Genomic DNA, 17,915 nt, shown 5'->3' with positions numbered 1-17,915 from the left:
TATAAGTACAAAGTTGCGACAACCTTTCGTGAGAGAATAAACACTATCAAAGATTTTATAAACACAAATGGATATTGTGATATAACAGCATATTTAATTATGAACCTAAATCGCCATCATATATCTACACCAAGGATCATAAGCTTTAACAAGCAATTACAACTATTTACATTTCAACTGAATTAGATTTTCATAAATAATTTACCAAATGATAAAATCATTTTTTTTAATTTATTACCTTGCAGCTATGGAAGAATTTAAGCAATATATCTTGCAGTTTGGCAATCTCAATGAGCAGCAATTTTCTTTTATACAATCAAAAGCGGAAATGATTAATCTAAAAAAAGATGAGTATTTTTCGGAAGCAGGCTGGATCCCCAAACGGGTGAGTTTCATTGTGGATGGAATTATACGTGGATGTTACTATAATAATAAAGGCGAAGAAATAACGCGTTGCTTCATTGATGAAAATAATTTGTCATTTGATTATATTAATTTCGAAGCAGCTACTGCATCCTCTGAATATCTTCAGGCCGCTACAGATTGTAGACTTATTGTCTTTTCAAAGGATGATTGGGAAGAAATCTCACATACTATCGTCAACTGGGACAACATCAAAAACAAAATGCTTCAAAAGTGTATGTATCAAAAGTCAAGGAAAGGACCGGTGATCTCGCAGGACGCAACCACAAGATATTTAGAATTCTTAAAAAATTTTCCATCCCTGGCAAACCGAATTCCTCTGGCATATATAGCTTCATACCTCGGTGTAACACAACAATCATTGAGTAGGATCAGAAAAAACATTTAAGAAAGCTGTTTTTACCAAATGGTAAATAATACCATTTTAAAAATTTTCAATTTTGCCAATATAAAAAAGCGATTTATTATGACAAAAACAGCACTGATTACAGGAGCAAACAAAGGAATAGGTTTAGAAACGGCAAAGCAGTTATCCCAAAAAGGCATAAACGTATATTTAGGGAGCAGAGATATCAATAAAGGTGAAGAGATTGTCGCTAAATTAAAAAATGATGGCTACAAAAACATCACTCCAATTGAGATTGATGTGACCAAACCACAGACAATTAAGAAAGCGCAAAATATTATTGAGAAAGAAACAGGACATCTCGATATTTTGATAAACAATGCGGGGATCAGCGGTATTACACCACAAAATGCGTTAGAAACTCCACCTGATGAATATCTGGATGTTATGAATGTTAATCTATATGGTGTGATTAGAACTACACAGTCTTTTATAGGTCTATTGAAAAAATCTTCTGAACCAAGAATCGTCAATGTAAGTACAAGTGTCGGTTCCCTCTCTCTGCAGAGCAATCCACAATGGCCCGCTTATGATTATGGAAAATATGCAGTCTACGCATCATCCAAGGCTGCTATGAATATGTATACGGTGCATTTGGCATATGAACTTAAGAACACTAATGTTAAAGTAAATGCAGTATGCCCGGGCTATACAAAAACTGATTTTACTGGTTTTAATGGTGGTGAAGTGGAAGATGCTGCAAAACGCATCATTAAATTTGCCCTTATTGACGACAATGGACCTAGTGGGAAATTTTACAGTGAAGAAAGTAATCCAGAAAGTGGAGAAATAACTTGGTAAAAAATTTAAAGATATCTAAATTTTATATGCCTGTCACTTTACAATCGCAAAGTGACAGGCATATTTGTTTGTTACATTTCAATTAAATTCATCGGGCATATACTGATCGATAAATATTTATCGAATGTTTAAATAAGTACTTTAATTGAAGGATTATTTTGGAACTACCTGAAAGTTAAAGAGTTTTATCCAAGCATATATCCGTAAAAACACCCGATTTCTCAAGCAGGTATTTTTACGGATTATAATCTACACTTCTCAAAGAATCGCTTTTTTTAATACTGTAGGTAAGTATCAATTTGATATCGAAAATAAGAAGATGCAGATTTTGTAAGTACAATATTATATGTTAACTCTCTAAAATTAACAAAAGAACTCGATCTCATTTTTTTTTATAAGTCCTAAACACTAATATATTTTTTGAATACTTCAATAAGGTCTGCCTGCCGTATAGGTTTGGGAAGGAAGTCATTCATTCCGGATTCAAGGCATTTTTCTTTTTCACCCAGAACAGTTCCAGCTGTAACGCCTATGATGGGTATATGTTTATATCCCGGCAGCATTCTAATATTTCGTGTTGCCTCAATACCGCTCATCACAGGCATCTGTACATCCATCATGATAATGGAAAACTGTTTTTTCCTGCATTCTTCCAAAGCCTGCAATCCATTGACTGCTTCCGTTAAATGTATACTGGGAGCAAAAGACTTCATTATCCTATTATTCAGGACCATATTCACTGGGTTATCATCAACCAAAAGCACTTCTAATTCTGAGGAAAATAAATGCGAAGCTTTCTCAGACTGATCTTTACTAATCTCTACTGCATTACTTTGATCTACCCTTCTTAAGGTTTTGTATAGATCATGTGATTTGATAGGCTTCAACAGTAAATGTGTATTTGCTATTTTCCTAACTGAAGTAAGCATATCCAGTTCTTCAGAAGAAGAAGAAAGTATTATAAATGGAGAAGTCTCTTTTCGCTGATTGAACAGCTCTTTTATTTTATCTATTGTTTCCAATCCGGACATAATAGGCATATGATAATCCATCAAAATCACATCAAACCGCTCACCTTTCAACAGAATCTCCAGAGCTTCCATCCCATTAGAAGCCAAGGTAGATTTTATATTTTTATAGGTAAGCATATGCTCAAGAATAATCCTGTTGGTTTCATTATCATCAACCACCAGAGCTGTTTTAACAGTTATTTCATCCTCTTCCAATTGAGAGATCTCATAAGGAATTTCAATATCAAAGAAAAATACAGAACCTTTTTCCTTTGCGCTGTCCAGCGACAAATGGCTTCCCATATATCCCAGAATATTGTTTGAGATAGTAAGCCCCAGACCCGTGCCACCATATCGTTTACTGATGGAACTGTTTTCCTGAGTAAAGGCATCAAAAATGTATTTCTGTTTCTCAACAGGGATGCCGATCCCCGTATCTCTTACCGAGAAACGCAAAGCAATAGTAGTATCATTCATGCGCAATTTCTCTACTTTTAGCTCGATCTCTCCTTTTTCTGTGAATTTCACAGCATTCCCCAGAAGATTGATCAAGATCTGTTTTAATCTTGCTTCATCAATAAAAAGTATTTTTGGAAGACCCGGCTCAATATTGAGAAGAAGTTCGATATTTTTTTTCTGGGATTGATAAAGAATAACATTTATGACCTGGCTTAACATATCATAAACATCACTTTTTTCAATCACAAGCTCCATTTTTCCGGATTCTATTTTAGAAAAATCAAGTATATCATTGATGATACTAAGCAGATTTTCTCCTGACTCATTGATGTAATTCAAATATTGAATCTGTGTTTCATTCAGCGGTGTTCTGAGGAGAAGGTCTGAAAAACCAATAACCCCGTTTAAAGGAGTCCTGATCTCGTGACTCATATTTGCCAGAAATTCGGATTTTGCTTTGTTGGCTATATCTGCAGTTTCCTTGGCATTTTTCAGTTCTTCATTTACCTTTACAGCATTTGTAATATTCTGTACGGAAATAATTACACCCCCTACTTCATCTTTTGTAAGATACCAAGGTCCGACTTTAAGGTCATAATGCTGAATTTCTTCTTTTCCTTCAACCTTTAGCTCAAAGTCACCGTTGATGTACGTTTTTCCCAACAGTGCGTTCTTATAGATTTCTTTTCTTTCTTCGGGAATATCAGGTGATACCGTGAAAAGATTATTACCGATAAGATCTACATTATTCATACTAAATTCTTCTCTCCATCTACTGCTTACAGCAACATAGTTAAGATCTTTATCAAACATGGCCAAAGGAATAGGAACATCAGTAGCAAAGGACTGCATCATAGCCTCCTTCCGGGTAACCTCCAGAAGCATTTTTTTGAAGGCATCAATGTCCTGAATGATTCCGAAAACCCTGTTGCAGATCTCATCTTCAAACTCGGGAATACCTTTTACTCTTACCCAGATCGTAACGCCGTCATTACGTAAAAGCTGAAGTTCTTCATCAAAAGCAATTCCCTGATCCATCGCCCTTTTAAAAAGATATTTTATTCTCTCCTCGCTTTTTCCTTTGTAAAATCCAAGGGCATTTTCAAAAGTAGGCTGGATATTATTTTTAATTTTGTGAATCTCTCTTGTACTTTGAGACCAGAAGAGCTTTCCGGTCTTCATATTAGCTTCCCAACCTCCCACCTGGGCTACTGAGCTTGTTTCTTCAAGCATTTCTTTAGTGTAAGAAAGATCTTTTTCTAACTTATCACGGCGGATGAGGTCAGATTTTAGTTGTATGTAAACAAAAATGGTTACAGCAATGGCTGCAGCGGCAGAAAAGATGATAAATAAAACCGTCCACTGGGAAGACCTGTTCAGATCTTCATTTTTTATAGCAATTTGAACTTCCTCATGTTTTACAAATTTCTGAACAAGCATGCGGCATCTGTCCATAGCCACCTTGTCTTGTAAAAGTTCTTCAGTGCTCATTAATATTCCCTTTTTGCGATTCTCAATAAGCAGTACATATCCTTTCATCATCATTTCTGAAGTATGTACAAGTTCATTTAGGGTATTAATCTGACCTCTATCACTAAGATTAAGTTTATTTTTGTTAGAAACAAGCAGCGGATATTCATTCCTACTTTTATTGAAAGGTTCAAGAAAATTTTCCCGACCGGTAAGCTGATATCCCCGATTGCCCGTTTCAGCATTTAACAGAGTATTTAAGATATCTTTTACTAGATTTATAGATTCCTTACTTTTTAACAAGTTTTCTCTATTCTCCATCTGCTTATGTATACTTATATAAGATGCCATAGAACTAGCAATCAGAAGTATTAGAGAAATTACTACACCTATCTGAAGATTTCTTATAATTTTTTTCGGCATTGAACAATATTTTTGTGGTAAGATACTAAAAGTAGGTTATTTTATAACAGTAACAAATTAATTTAGAAATTTGTGAGCAGATATTGGAAAATGAATATAATTTAAGTCCTTAAAGATGGAGTTGCTGGGTTTATAAAAGTTTATTTTGTATGTTATCCTGACTGGTTTCCTTCATTGACCTTTCATTTTTTTTAAACCAAATTTCGATGTAAGTCTGGATAACATTCTTCTCCACTTTGGCTATTCCTAATTACAATCTCATCTTCACCGTTGACCAGATTTTTAAACTTTTCAGCAAATAAATTTGGCTCAAGTATAAATACTTTCTTGCCTTTATTCATTTGAGCATTTACCGTCGGAGGTACTAATTCCATTCTGATTCAGCTTTTGCCATTACTCCTATCTAAAACTATAGCGAAGCATTCTGTGAAATAAAAAAATTACTTAATAATAGACAATCTTTCATTGAAAATGTCATATTTACAATTAATTAATAAATATAAATAAAGGTTTTGGTAATGTCAGATAATGGTATTAAATTTGATTTTAATGATATTTATCAGTATAATTAATTTTGAATGACAGCATTTAATTACAGTTAATTTAAATTTATTCTATCATGAAAAACCAAATCATTATCGCTGCGTTGTCACTTGGAGCAATAGCTTTAGGAACCAGTCAAGTTCCTGCACAAAATTCTGGGCAGGTTAATACCTCTGTCAACATTATTTTAGCAGATATTATTTCAATAGATGCAGGAACTGTTGCTTCACAAGGTGCTGTAGATTTTAATTATGTGAATACAACAGATTATAATTCTTCAAAAAATGTGACAGTACCGAATAGTTTAGTCATCATTTCATCCAAAAATTTCGATGTAAAAGTAAAATCTGAGGGTGCAAACTTTGTAAGTGGCGCAAACGTAATTCCAGTAGATATATTAAAGGTAAAAGCAATACCAGGCGGAAGTTTAATGGGAACCCTAAATGAGGTTACCTTATCGACAGCTGATCAGATGCTGGTAAGTAATGCAAGTTCAGGCGCCAAACAATCTTTAAATATCGCCTACTCTATTTCGGCGGAAAAAGCATCGAAGGTACTTCTCGGTAAACCAGCAGGAACTTACACGCAAACAGTAACGTATACTGCGACTGCTTTATAATAAGGCGAGCAACAATTTATATAATACGCCCTCAACACTTGAAAGTGTTGAGGGCTTTTCTATTTAAACCCAATACATAAACCGTGTAGTTATTTTACTACATGAACTTCCATTTTCCACTACAAAGAAACTTTTATCGCTGCCATAGATTTGTAATGTCAAAAGAGGACAATTAAACAAGAATAACAATTAAAATAATATTATCATGACAAAACAAATTGTAATCGCAGCATTAACTTTCGGAGCTATCATCTTAGGAACTAACAATGTACAAGCTCAAAACACTACCGCTACCACAACCGTAAACATTACCCTGAACGATGTAATATCTATCGACGCAGGAAGTACTGCAATCGGTAATACGGTTGACTTTAACTATGCTACTGCAGCGGATTATAACTCTGATCAAACAATTACTAAAGCCAACTCTTTAAAAGTGACTTCAACAAAGAATTTTAATGTAAAAGTAAAAGCGGGAGGTGCTAATTTCCTGAATGGAACAAACCAGATCCCTGTAAATGTTCTGACCATCAAAGCAGCTACAGCTTCAGGAACTATGGGTGGAACAAAAAGCGCTGTTGTTTTATCTGCAACGGATCAGACTTTAGTATCAAATGCTCCGCTTGGAAGTGCATTAACACTGAATTTAGATTACACAATCCCTGCAGCGAAATCATCATCTTCTGATATCTTAGGTAAACCGGCCGGAACTTACACTCAAACAGTAACTTATACCGCGACTGCTTTATAATAAAATTTTTTCATATTAATATTTTGTGATTTGGTGTTCGAAGGCTTCCTAAGGGAGGCCTTTGATTTTGTATATATTAATACCGATATAGAGAAAATTTAAAATCCGGGAATAAGTATCTATCAACTGTAAGGGAGAATCGATGTTTTTGGACATTTAAATTTAATTGATACATCAGCCAAACATTCAGTAAATTTATTAAGCCATTTTCTATCTTTTTTAAAGTTATCAAATCTCAAAAAATGATGATAACAAATTTACCAACCGATAAATATTTTTTGTGAAAACCTAAAGAAAAAATTACACGCAAACTGTAAGGTATACCGCCACTGCTTTATAATAAGACGAGCAACAATTTATATAATAAGCCCTCAACACTTTCAAGTGTTGAGGGCTTTTCTATTTAAACCCAATACATAAACCGTGTAGTTATTTTACTACATGAACTTACATTTTCCACTACAAAGAAACTTTTATCGCTGCCGTAGATTTGTAGTGTTCAAAGAGAGCAATTAAACAAAAATAAAAATTAAATTTTACTATCATGAAAAAACTAATCGCAATCGCAGCCTTAACTATTGGAGCAACCATATTAGGAACTAACAATGTACAAGCTCAAAANAATAAAAATTAAATTTTACTATCATGAAAAAACTAATCGCAATCGCAGCCTTAACTATTGGAGCAACCATATTAGGAACTAACAATGTACAAGCTCAAAATACTACTGCTACCACAACCGTAAACATTACTCTGAACGATGTCATCTCTATCGACGCAGGAAGTACAGCAATTGGTAATACGGTTGATTTCAACTATGCTACTGCAGCGGATTATAACTCTGATCAAACAATCACTAAAGCCAACTCTTTAAAAGTGACTTCAACGAAGAACTTTAATGTTAAAGTAAAAGCAGGAGGTGCTAATTTCATGAATAGCACCAACTTAATCCCTGTCAATGTTTTGACGATAAAAGCCGCTACAGCTTCAGGAACTATGGGTGGAACAAAAAGTGCTGTTGTTTTATCTGCAACGGATCAGACTTTAGTATCAAATGCCCCATTAGGAAGTGCATTAACACTGAATTTGGACTACACAATCCCTGCAGCGAAATCATCATCTTCTGATATCTTAGGTAAACCGGCCGGAACTTACACGCAAACAGTAACTTATACTGCGACTGCTTTATAATAAAATTTTTTAATTAATAAAGGTTCCTTTTGTTACGTTTTCAGTAGTTTTAGGAATCTTTATTTTAAACAAATTTACACCATGCGCAAGTTTATTTACCTTTTCGTTTTCTTTATCGTCACAGGGTCTTCTTCAATTATGGCACAAAGTATCTCTATGTCGCCTACACGACTGTTTTTTACTGGTAATCCGGGAGAAAAAGTGACACAGACGGTCACGCTTCAAAACAGCTCGGATAAGGATTATGTTTTTAATCTCAATTATAAAGATTGGGTTAGAGAAGAAGACGGAAATAAGGTTTATCTTGATGCAGGCAGTTCAAAAACTTCTAATGCTTCCTGGATGTCCACCTTAGAAAACGCTGTAACAGTTCCTGCGAAAAGTACAAAGGAGATTGCAGTAACCATGCAGATTCCTGCAAACGCATCAAAGTCTGCCGTTACAAACAGTATGTTGTTTTTTACCCAACTTCCTCAGCAGGCAGATAAGGCACGTATTCAGAATGGTATTGGTATTATCACCTTATTTGAGGTGGGACTTCACATCTTTTATACTCCACCGGGGAACCATGTAAAAAGTCTGGATATTACCAATATTGCAGAGGTGAGTAATGCGAATGCAGCAAACAGGAAAGTAGCAGTAAGCATTCATAATGATGGAGACACCATTAATGATGCCACCGTTGAGTTTGAACTGACCAACACAGACAGTGGTAAGGAAATAAAATTACCTGCAATTTCCATCTCCATGCTTCCCAATACCAATCAGACCGTTCAATTTTCTTTACCGGAGAACATTTCAGGGAACTTCCTTGGCGTGGCTATTATCAAAATGGCAGAATCCAATGATTTACGAGTAGGCGAAAAAAACTTTAAATTTTAAAAATTAAGTCTTGAAACCACAGAATGGAATATCAATATCAATCCTAAGAAGAACCATCTTATTTTTTGCATTGGCTCTTCTGCACTTTTCGTTGGCCTTTGCGCAGGAAAAGAAGGATATACAAATCCATTTTGAAAATGACAGGGTCGCTGTTGAAAAAGGTTCTACTTTTACTAATTTCCTGATCATTGAGAATAAAAGTTCAGAAGAGATTACCATTCAGAATATTATCCCTGAAGAAAAATATCCGGGATTGCTTTTCTATCCAAAAAATGACTTTACCTTAGCTGCGGGTCAGTCTAAAAATCTTCCTGTGAAACTGATCGCCAATGTGGATTTTATGAAACTGAGATCTAATGAGATCCAATTCCAGGTTTCGTACACCACTCCGACGGTCACCAAAACTGAAAGTGCCTCGTTCTTCGTTGAGAAAGACGAGAACAAAAACATCGCAATTTATACGGCGGCTTACGAAAATTTCATTAATCCTGCTGTGCCCGAATCCTCAATTCTGCTGACTATAGAAAACCAAGGCTATAGTAAAAGAACCGTTAAGATTGATTTGCAATCAATTCCTGATGGTTTGGAAATGATGCCCAAACAACAAACCCTATCTTTGGAAGGTTTAGAAAAACAAACGGTTGAGATCAAAGTTGCGGTCAGAAAACAGAATACGCTTTATCCGGAATTTAATATTAATGCAACCGTCACAGACCTGCTTGATAATAAAATCGTAGGAAGCAACACGCTCTACTTGGTCATTTTATCGCACAACAGACAAATTGCCAGAGGAAACGAAACAGCAAGCGGAAGTAATTTTGCGGAAATAAGCTATAATGAAAACAGTTCGGGTTTCAATTATCTTCAATTGAGGGGAAACACAGCGTTTCGAGTGACCGATAATTTGAAATCGCGCTTCAATATGGGTACGGATTACTATCTTGACGGTCGTTATAACCTATATGACACCTGGCTGGAACTGGAGAGAAAAAATACGGTATTACGACTGGGAAATATTAATAGTAACGATTACGATTACCCGGTTTTCGGAAGAGGTGGGAAAGTTTCTACCAAATTTGGTGAGAATAATAATCAGATTGAAATTCTTGCACTGGAAAATAATTATAACCTATACGGTACTTATTTCCAACAAACAAAAGGATCTACCATGGCGGGAGCAAAATATAGTTTTGGGAATGCTAAATCTTTCAATGGAAAAGTGTCTTATATATTCGACCATGATCCACGCTTCAACACAGATACGCAGGTGGCGAACGCAACAACATCATTCTTAATTAACGATAAACACACCATCCGCACGGAGGTGGGCCTAAGCAACGAAAAAGGCCTTGTGAACAAAGATGAAAACGCAGGAGCTTTAATGGGAGCCAATTACGAGGGAAAAATAGGAAAATGGGATATACAATCTATTAATTCCTTTGCTACCAAAAGCTATGCAGGGATCAAAAGGGGATCTTTTATCTCAAATCAGCGGATCAGCCGCCAATTTTCTGATTCTCAGCGTGCTTTTATACAATATCAGAATTCGCAGGTAGACCCGGAATTCCTGAGTTTCCAGAGTACGCCCATTCAGCCTGGGAATACCGCAAATCTACGTTATTATTTCAACAGTACAGAAGCTTTGGGATCAGGGTACCAGTTTTCTTTAAAGAAGTGGAATTTTCTACTGGCTCCGAAAGTTGAAAGACAGAAAACAGCCAATTTTTATACATCGCAGGAACTTTTTTCTTACCGATTGGAGACCAACATAAGCGCTACATTAGGTGCTCATGGATTGAATTGGACGGCAGAATATTCTTATTCAAAAGCGAACGACAGGGCTGATTGGTTCAACAGTCTGAAAACAACATTGTCTTACAGGTATAAATCCTTCTCCCTAAACGGAACAGCCCAATGGAATGCAACGAATGTCTTTGATTTAACTTCTTATTACAATACAGACCGTAATTTTGCCAACTACAATGTATATGCATCGTATAATTTCCAGATGATGAATAATAATCTGACAGGATCTTTTTCAGCCGGAACTTCCTATTCGGAACTTTATAAAAACCTAAACAGCAATGTGAGCGGTAATCTGGAATATAAAGTTTCACCTTCTTGGTCCACAACAGGTTATTTTAATTTTTCCGGTTATAAATCTACGGCTGCTTATACAAGCAGTGGCAGTTATTACCAGTTCAGAATAGGGATTAAAAAATATTTTACCGCAGCTACGGCTCTTGGAAATCACAAAGTGACGTTCCAGCTATTTGAAGATAAAAATTTCAATGGGCTCCTGGAGACTGGTGAATCGGTACTTGCCAATGAAATAGTGAAACTGGACAATTTTGTTGCATTGACAGATAAGAACGGAAAAGTAGTTTTTCAGAATGTGCCTGAAGGTATTTACACCCTGAAGGTGAACGAAAGTGCGGGAGCCCGGTTGATGATAGATCCTGTAATTATGGTAAATAATAATATCAACCGCAAAGTAGGTCTGGTAAAAAACATCAGGGTAAGTGGGAAATTAACAGAGATTAAACAAGCCTACGATGATCTGGAAACAGATGTAACCGGAATCGTGGTGTATGCAAAAAGCGAAGACGGTAAGATCTATACCGCTGTGGTTAACCAAAAAAATGAGTTTGAGTTTTTCCTGAAAGATGGAAAATACGACCTCTATATTGAAAATGACAAATACAGCTATACACAACCCACACAAACTATTCAGGTGACAAAAGAAGGGTATTCAAAAACCGTAGTTTTTGAATATAAGAAGAAAGACACTACCATTAAGGTGAAAAAGTTTTAAATTTAGAAGTATGAAAAAGATGAAGGCTTTTTTAATAGGAATTTTTACCGTATTCTGCGGGTCTACAGGCATGAAAGCTCAGGATATATACCTGTCGATTCCTGAAAATAATATTTTTAACAGAAGTGAATTTACCTCAGTACCTACAAGGGTAATGACGAACGCCAACAGAACAAACTGGGATTATGCCTTTTTTGGATTACTCCCAATAGCTCCTACATTTACCTCTGTGTCCGGACCGAATTTTACGCATTCTTCTTCCTCATCTACTTTACCCAGCTCCACTCTTCTGTGGCAGTTAGAAAGTATGGGCGGGCAGTTGCCATCTACTGGGTATTCGGGTTCTTTGCCAGGTTTTCAGTCGTTCAGCACAAGTGCTATAAAATGGTTTGAACCGCCTTTGTCCATTATTTTTGGAGGAGGATTTAACCGGGGAAATATCAATTTTACATTTAAAATACCAGCTGCTCAGTTTACTGCTAATACCTATCGGGCCGGGAATTACTCCATGGATATCAGTCAAAATTATAATGATTTCACACCATATAATTTTAAAACAATTTTAGTCATTCCTTCATCCGTCAGATGGCTTACAACATCTTTAACAAAATATATAGAAATATCTTCTTTAAATGACTACCGAATTACAGGTACGCGGGTATTGAATTTGGATAATGCGGAAATCGCACATACGGTTGATTTTAATTTATGGGCGAAAGCTGCTGCAACAAATATTCAGTTCACATCTTCTAAAGGAGTGCCGGGAACCAGAAACATATCAAGTATTAAATTGGGTAGTAATGGATCTACACTCACGCCCAAAGCCTTATCTGCCGATTTTCAGAATTTTTCTGCTACTAGTTTCAGTGTTGTAGCGGGAAACAGAAACAACTTCAGTCCAGAGCTTTATGTGTCTTCGGAAGATTTCAAAAACCTTTTTTTTGAAGCCGGAACTTATACGTTTGAATTGAACTTCAATGCCAGAAGTACAGATAACTCAATTAGCAGTCCGCAAAATACGGCTGTTCAGGTAAAGGTGCTTCCTCTGTCGGAGATCACCATCCCCAGCTCCGGGCGAAATGTAAACTTTAATTTTAATACAGCAGCCCAGTACACCAATGGTCAGTCACAAACGATTCCAAACCAAATTATTCTGTCCAATAATGAAAGTTTTGAGCTTTATGTAAAATCTGACGAAAATTATTTCAAGAAAGGCGGCCTTCAGACCAACATCAATTCCAACATATTACAAATTGGCGTGGATGGAAGTTCTGTAAACGCTCCCTTATCCAAAACTCCCCAAAAAATACTCTTTAACGGAACACCAGTTTTGGACCGGGGGTTGAACATAAAATACACTATACCACCTGCGGGCGCTCAAAGCTTGGTCGGTAAGGAAAATACTACGTACTCTATTAATGTTTATTATAGCTTTACGGCAATTTAACAATACTTCCTCGTAAAACTCTTCGTTATTGATCATTTTAATGACAATAACCAATCGCCGGATAGCACTATACCGATAAATTAAATGCATTCGGAAAAAATATGACAATGCTTTTTTGATTGATTAATTTTCGCAGCTTCTAAGATTATCTGGGAAGGTCAAATCTATGTTCCCGCTTCCAATGATGCATCCCTCAATCAGATTTATCCTCAGCAGGACAAGTCTGAATTCGATGTGATCGTTATGTATCATCAGATGTCCATTATAAGTGGCATTGAAACCATTAGAAAAATAAAAATACTATTTGCGACGCCACCCATGTAGCGCCGTGCATTGTTTTGTACAGTTTTTCCGATGATATTAATTTACAGGATGCAACCAAAGCAATAAGAGTCTTGGAAAAAAGTATCGAAATACCTATTATTGCATTCCGGCAAGAACTCTTGTTGGAGAGAGAAATTTCTGCAAGCAGGAATACCTGACTTTTTAATCAAGCCTTTATTAAAGCAAACCCTGTGTGGTATGATTATAAAATGGTTTGCCATGGAAATCGAAAAAATAAATAATAAGCTATGCTTTAAGAATACTGGACGAGATTTTTAAAGTATTAATATAGAATTTATGAATGACCTTATCAACGAACTACAATTAAAAATAGAAAAACTGGAAAACGAAATCAGTTTTAAGAACGGGCTGATCTCGATATTGTCTCATGATTCAAAAGAAATGTTTGGAAATTTTCTGTGGCTTATAGAAGCGCTGGAAGATAAGACCATAAGTGAGGAAGATTTTTTTAACTTGTTGCCGCAGGTAAAAAGCGATGCCCGGAAGAATCTGCAAACCATTCAGGACAGCACCTCTTGGTTAAAAACACAATACGGAGGCTTTAAAATTAAGCCTGTGAAAATGCTGGTGATTGATCTTTTTCACCATTTCGAAGAAAAATATGCTGCTCAACTAAAAGAAAAAAACATTAAATTTCATTTTAACGGAGATCCCAATGCATTTCTTACAACGGATCGCTTGTTGCTCGAATATGTTTTAGACAAAATTTTTAATAATGCGGTGAAATACTCTTCGCCTAGGCAAGATATCTACCTGCAGGAAGCTATAGAAGGTGATCAGATCATACTTTCTGTCATCGATTTTGGAACAGGAATGGCTGAAAAATATGTATCTGCGATCTTCAATTATGATAACCCGATATTCCAGGGAACTTCTGGTGAGAAAGGAGTTGGATTAAGTTTGAAAATTGTTAAAAATTTTGTATCCTTGATGCATGGAAACATACAAATCACTTCCGCTGAAAATAAAGGCACCAAGGTTTCCCTTTTTTTAAATAAATTAATAGAATGATGGGTTTAAAAGTAAACGTTCGTATTATTGTAGCAGACGATCACAGTATCGTCCGGATGGGATTAGTACAAACCATTAAACGCCTCCAACCTGATGCCATAATTTCAGAAGTAGAGGATTATAAATCGCTGTACAAAGTAATTCTGAAAGAAGAATTGGATCTGGCTATTATGGACGTTAATATGCCTAATGGTTCTGTTCAGGAAGCAATAGATTACATAAAAATTCACCAACCTGAATTAAAAATTCTAATATTTTCTTCACAGGATGAAGAGCTGTATGGGATACGTTACCTAAAAATGGGTGCTGGAGGCTATCTAAGCAAGCAAAGCTCCACTGAAGTGATTGAGACTGCTTTAATGACGATGATCAACAAGGGTCGATATGTCAGTGATAATGTAAAAGAAGCGATGTTTTTAGAATCATTGACTGGTGCGGCAAAAAATTCTTCCTTTGAAACACTATCAGACCGCGAATTGCAAATTGCCAATAAGCTTGCAGAAGGTCTTCCCATCAAAGAAATTTCTAATCAACTGAATCTCCATTCATCGACAATCAGCACTTATAAAAACAGACTTTTTGAGAAACTAAAAATACGATCTGTACCCGAATTGGTAGAGATTCTTAGGCTGTATAATCAGTAAACATCTATTTGTGTTGTTTGAGTTCCAAAATTTCTTCTTCAAGAGGTTTTCTGCAAGTTTGAGCCAATCTAGCGTTTGTGAGATTAATTTAGCTAAAATTCTCTATATCAGGAGATCCTTGAATTCTTTTCATAATCAACATTCTCAACCGATCCTCATGTTGATCCGCCCATTGTCCTAAAGCACCTACTAAAGGAATTAAACTTTCACCAAACTCAGTTAGTGAATATTCTACTTTTGGCGGAACAACCGGATAAATAATCTTTGAAACAAGTTCATGTTCCTCCATTTCTTTAAGCTGAATATTTAAAACCCTTCGTGATGCATCCGGTATCTTGCGCTGCAATTCACTTGGTCTTTTATGTCCCTGATGAATAAACCAAAGCAAACGTATCTTCCATTTGCCATAAAGGACTTCTCCGATCAGATCAAGACCGCAATTTAAATTCGGTATTATTTTTCTCTCATACATACTGTAAAATTAATCCTATGTTCCGATTTGTACAATAGGGGAATAATTTATCCCTATATGAATCGTAATTCCGTACTTGTATAAACTGTTTTTATACTCCAATTTTGTCCTATAAACAATTATAAAAAAATGGAACAATTTAATTTCAACAATGAATTATCTGGCAAGATTGCATTGGTAACAGGAGGTACAAAAGGAGCCGGTAAAGCGATTGCAGAAAGACTTTTACAAGCGGGCGCAACCGTTATTATTACCGCAAGAAATCTACCGGAAAAGACAATTTACATTTCATATCTGCTGATTTAAGTCAGATTGAAGGTGCAAAAAAAGTTGTCACTGAGGTATTGTCAACATTTGGAAGGTTAGACATCCTAGTTAATAATCTGGGTTCTTCAGTGTCGTTTTTGATGAATTACAACTCGTAAGTATATTCCATACTATTTCCGGTCATGTCTACATTTTTTTTGATTGTATCAAATTTCGGGAAATATTCTGCTGTAGAAGTTATACCAAAACTGTTTGTCACACTCGAAATATATTTACTAGTCTGCGCATCATAATCATAAGACAAAGTATACCTTTCCCCTGAGGATGCCGTCACCATTGAAATTAATGAGCTGCTGCATTGTTTTAGCCTCAGTGTTGGAGAAACCAAATGGAAGACCAAACATAATATTGGAAGGATAATATAAATTCAATCCAGCTGCTGCCCTAAAGTTAAATCCAGTCTCAGTTGCACCGTTCTCGCTGATTCTTGAAGGCGTTAAAAGTCCTTGAACCAGCCCCCAAAAAACATTCTTTGAATTATTAACCTGAATTGTAGTGTTAGGCCCATAGATTGATCCATCTGCTACATCATCATAATAATCAAAATTATAATCTCCCAAGGTGTAGTACTTAGTATTCTCCTGCCCTCCTTCAAGATACAATCTCTTTAATCTTGTTTTTGAGAACTGCCCTGTTTCGTACTCCATCTTATATGTACGAATAAATTCTCCCTGGTAGTTTACCGTAACATTTTTCAGAAGATAAGGTTCTACTCTTTTTACGCCTTGTTTTCCATTGATACTGAGATCGGTTCTGCTAAGACCTGCTTCCGTATTAAAGTTTACTGTATAATCGCCATTCTTCCCGTAAGAAATTTGTTTAATATGGAAATAAATCCCACCATTTAAGTTACTATTGTTATTATTGGTTCCAAAATTTACCTGTGAATAATAATACGTAAAGTTCATTGAGTTGCCATGAACATCTTCAATTCTCCTTAAAGCCCAGTGTACAATTTGATCGCTTGAATTTTTGATCACAAAAGCATCTCCTCCTCCATAATAACTTTTTGTTCCATCAGTAGAGGTAACTTTCCATGAATAATTATTTGGGTTATCTCCAATTCTTTCGATGATGGAAAAGTCATGATTTTTTCTAAGATAAAACTTCTTGATCCCATTGGTTGCAAATGACGAACGGGGTTGCTTATCAGTCGTAATAGTCGTACTTGTTTCACTTACATCATTATGTCTGTGGGGAAGATAATTGTTAGGATACACCAGCATTTCTCCATCCATTGTATACAGTTCTGTCTCAGTAGACCATCAAACTGCGGTGCTCCCCATCTTGTATCAATGGTTATGGCAGAAACTCCTTGTACATCCCAGCCTTCTCCCATCCATCCATTGCTTCCTCCACTACTGTAGCCAATGGATAATGAAGGTTGTAATCCGCCAACCAATTGCCACATTATGATTGATTGATCTTGGAACGGACTGATGAGAATCCAAACCAAAAAGATTGTATTCCAAATAGGCAACTGTATTTTCTTTATTCACTATTGGAACATCAATTGTGAAAAAGTTGTCGGAGATTTTATCTTCCTCTTCTTCCGAAAAAGTACCGATTGTACCTTCTTTTTCTCTCGATGGATAAGAAATAATATTATTTGAAATTTTACTATTAATTTCAGATAATTCTGCATCTCCGTTCCCTATATGGAAAGGATTATTTTTTGATAAAATATCCTGAGAATATTTCTTCTCATTGTTTGCAGTAAAATATTTTTCAGAAGATTTCTCATTTGAAACTTCACTAAGTGAATTTACCTCTTTCTTATCGGTCAGCTTACTCATCAAATCTTTTTTAAACTTCCGAACCTTCTGTCTATCTTCTCTTGTAAAGCTTGCAAACACAAACATACATACGAAAAAGA

18 protein-coding genes are annotated in these 17,915 nt (G+C 35.8%); 12 read left to right on the top strand and 6 right to left on the bottom strand.

Going from position 1 to position 17,915, the window contains the following annotated elements:
- The first annotated feature begins 247 nt into the window (after nucleotides 1-247).
- Complete coding sequence (locus ASG22_RS19880; RefSeq protein ID WP_055988414.1) at nucleotides 248-811, top strand: Crp/Fnr family transcriptional regulator; 564 nt, start codon at nucleotides 248-250, stop codon at nucleotides 809-811.
- A 78-nt stretch (nucleotides 812-889) separates the two neighbouring features.
- The gene (locus tag ASG22_RS19875) at nucleotides 890-1,630 is read left to right on the top strand and encodes an SDR family oxidoreductase (protein ID WP_055988412.1); all 741 of its coding nucleotides are present in this window, start codon (nucleotides 890-892) and stop codon (nucleotides 1,628-1,630) included.
- Nucleotides 1,631-2,031: 401 nt separating this feature from the next.
- On the opposite strand, the gene ASG22_RS19870 is transcribed toward ASG22_RS19875, so the two are convergent.
- Complete coding sequence (locus tag ASG22_RS19870; protein ID WP_055988366.1) at nucleotides 2,032-4,992, bottom strand: response regulator; 2,961 nt, start codon at nucleotides 4,990-4,992, stop codon at nucleotides 2,032-2,034.
- 191 nt (nucleotides 4,993-5,183) lie between these two features.
- On the bottom strand, nucleotides 5,184-5,366 hold the full coding sequence (locus ASG22_RS19865; protein WP_055988364.1) for a hypothetical protein: 183 nt from the start codon (nucleotides 5,364-5,366) through the stop codon (nucleotides 5,184-5,186).
- A gap of 245 nt (nucleotides 5,367-5,611) precedes the next feature.
- Here ASG22_RS19865 and ASG22_RS19860 point away from each other — a divergent pair, with 245 nt between their 5' ends.
- The 8 genes from ASG22_RS19860 to ASG22_RS19825 all read left to right on the top strand — a co-directional run bounded on the left by ASG22_RS19860 (nucleotide 5,612) and on the right by ASG22_RS19825 (nucleotide 15,240).
- Nucleotides 5,612-6,154, top strand: coding sequence for a hypothetical protein (locus ASG22_RS19860; RefSeq protein WP_055988362.1), 543 nt, complete (start codon nucleotides 5,612-5,614; stop codon nucleotides 6,152-6,154).
- 205 nt (nucleotides 6,155-6,359) lie between these two features.
- A complete protein-coding gene (locus tag ASG22_RS19855) occupies nucleotides 6,360-6,905 on the top strand; it encodes a hypothetical protein (RefSeq protein WP_055988360.1) in 546 nt (181 codons plus the stop codon).
- Nucleotides 6,906-7,550: 645 nt separating this feature from the next.
- A complete protein-coding gene (locus tag ASG22_RS19850; protein ID WP_055988358.1) occupies nucleotides 7,551-8,096 on the top strand; it encodes a hypothetical protein in 546 nt (181 codons plus the stop codon).
- Between the two features lie 81 nt (nucleotides 8,097-8,177).
- A complete protein-coding gene (locus tag ASG22_RS19845; protein ID WP_238586951.1) occupies nucleotides 8,178-8,978 on the top strand; it encodes a WxL protein peptidoglycan domain-containing protein in 801 nt (266 codons plus the stop codon).
- Between the two features lie 10 nt (nucleotides 8,979-8,988).
- The gene (locus tag ASG22_RS19840) at nucleotides 8,989-11,793 is read left to right on the top strand and encodes a hypothetical protein (RefSeq protein WP_238586950.1); all 2,805 of its coding nucleotides are present in this window, start codon (nucleotides 8,989-8,991) and stop codon (nucleotides 11,791-11,793) included.
- A 10-nt stretch (nucleotides 11,794-11,803) separates the two neighbouring features.
- Entirely contained in the window at nucleotides 11,804-13,240 is a 1,437-nt protein-coding gene (locus tag ASG22_RS19835; RefSeq protein ID WP_055988353.1) for a hypothetical protein, read from the top strand.
- Nucleotides 13,241-13,861: 621 nt separating this feature from the next.
- On the top strand, nucleotides 13,862-14,596 hold the full coding sequence (locus ASG22_RS19830) for a sensor histidine kinase (RefSeq protein ID WP_055988351.1): 735 nt from the start codon (nucleotides 13,862-13,864) through the stop codon (nucleotides 14,594-14,596).
- Nucleotides 14,593-15,240 carry a response regulator transcription factor gene (locus tag ASG22_RS19825; protein WP_055988349.1) on the top strand — a complete coding sequence of 216 codons (648 nt, stop codon included), beginning with the start codon at nucleotides 14,593-14,595 and terminating at the stop codon, nucleotides 15,238-15,240. Before ASG22_RS19830 ends, ASG22_RS19825 begins: the two co-directional genes overlap by 4 nt.
- An 88-nt stretch (nucleotides 15,241-15,328) precedes the next feature.
- On the opposite strand, the gene ASG22_RS19820 is transcribed toward ASG22_RS19825, so the two are convergent.
- Nucleotides 15,329-15,712, bottom strand: coding sequence for a winged helix-turn-helix transcriptional regulator (locus tag ASG22_RS19820; protein ID WP_055988347.1), 384 nt, complete (start codon nucleotides 15,710-15,712; stop codon nucleotides 15,329-15,331).
- Between the two features lie 129 nt (nucleotides 15,713-15,841).
- Here ASG22_RS19820 and ASG22_RS21525 point away from each other — a divergent pair, with 129 nt between their 5' ends.
- Together ASG22_RS21525 and ASG22_RS21520 are read left to right on the top strand one after the other, a co-directional pair.
- On the top strand, nucleotides 15,842-16,018 hold the full coding sequence (locus ASG22_RS21525) for an SDR family NAD(P)-dependent oxidoreductase (protein ID WP_317038862.1): 177 nt from the start codon (nucleotides 15,842-15,844) through the stop codon (nucleotides 16,016-16,018).
- Nucleotides 16,003-16,137, top strand: a complete 135-nt coding sequence (locus ASG22_RS21520; RefSeq protein WP_317038863.1) for a hypothetical protein — start codon at nucleotides 16,003-16,005, stop codon at nucleotides 16,135-16,137. The genes ASG22_RS21525 and ASG22_RS21520 overlap by 16 nt, the downstream gene beginning before the upstream one ends.
- A gap of 135 nt (nucleotides 16,138-16,272) precedes the next feature.
- Here the strand turns inward: ASG22_RS21520 and ASG22_RS19815 are convergent, their stop codons facing one another.
- From ASG22_RS19815 to ASG22_RS19810, 3 genes are read right to left on the bottom strand one after another with little or no spacing between them, the layout of a single operon-like run.
- Nucleotides 16,273-17,277, bottom strand: a complete 1,005-nt coding sequence (locus ASG22_RS19815) for a SpvB/TcaC N-terminal domain-containing protein (RefSeq protein ID WP_055988345.1) — start codon at nucleotides 17,275-17,277, stop codon at nucleotides 16,273-16,275.
- Nucleotides 17,217-17,450: a SpvB/TcaC N-terminal domain-containing protein gene (locus ASG22_RS21515; RefSeq protein WP_117590813.1), complete on the bottom strand. Its 234-nt coding sequence runs from the start codon at nucleotides 17,448-17,450 to the stop codon at nucleotides 17,217-17,219. Before ASG22_RS21515 ends, ASG22_RS19815 begins: the two co-directional genes overlap by 61 nt.
- On the bottom strand, nucleotides 17,398-17,835 hold the full coding sequence (locus ASG22_RS19810) for a hypothetical protein (protein ID WP_131726223.1): 438 nt from the start codon (nucleotides 17,833-17,835) through the stop codon (nucleotides 17,398-17,400). The genes ASG22_RS21515 and ASG22_RS19810 overlap by 53 nt, the downstream gene beginning before the upstream one ends.
- Nucleotides 17,836-17,915 lie beyond the last annotated feature (80 nt).

This window comes from Chryseobacterium sp. Leaf405, assembly GCF_001425355.1.
Lineage (GTDB): Bacteria > Bacteroidota > Bacteroidia > Flavobacteriales > Weeksellaceae > Chryseobacterium.
This window is presented reverse-complemented; position numbering and strand designations above follow the sequence as displayed.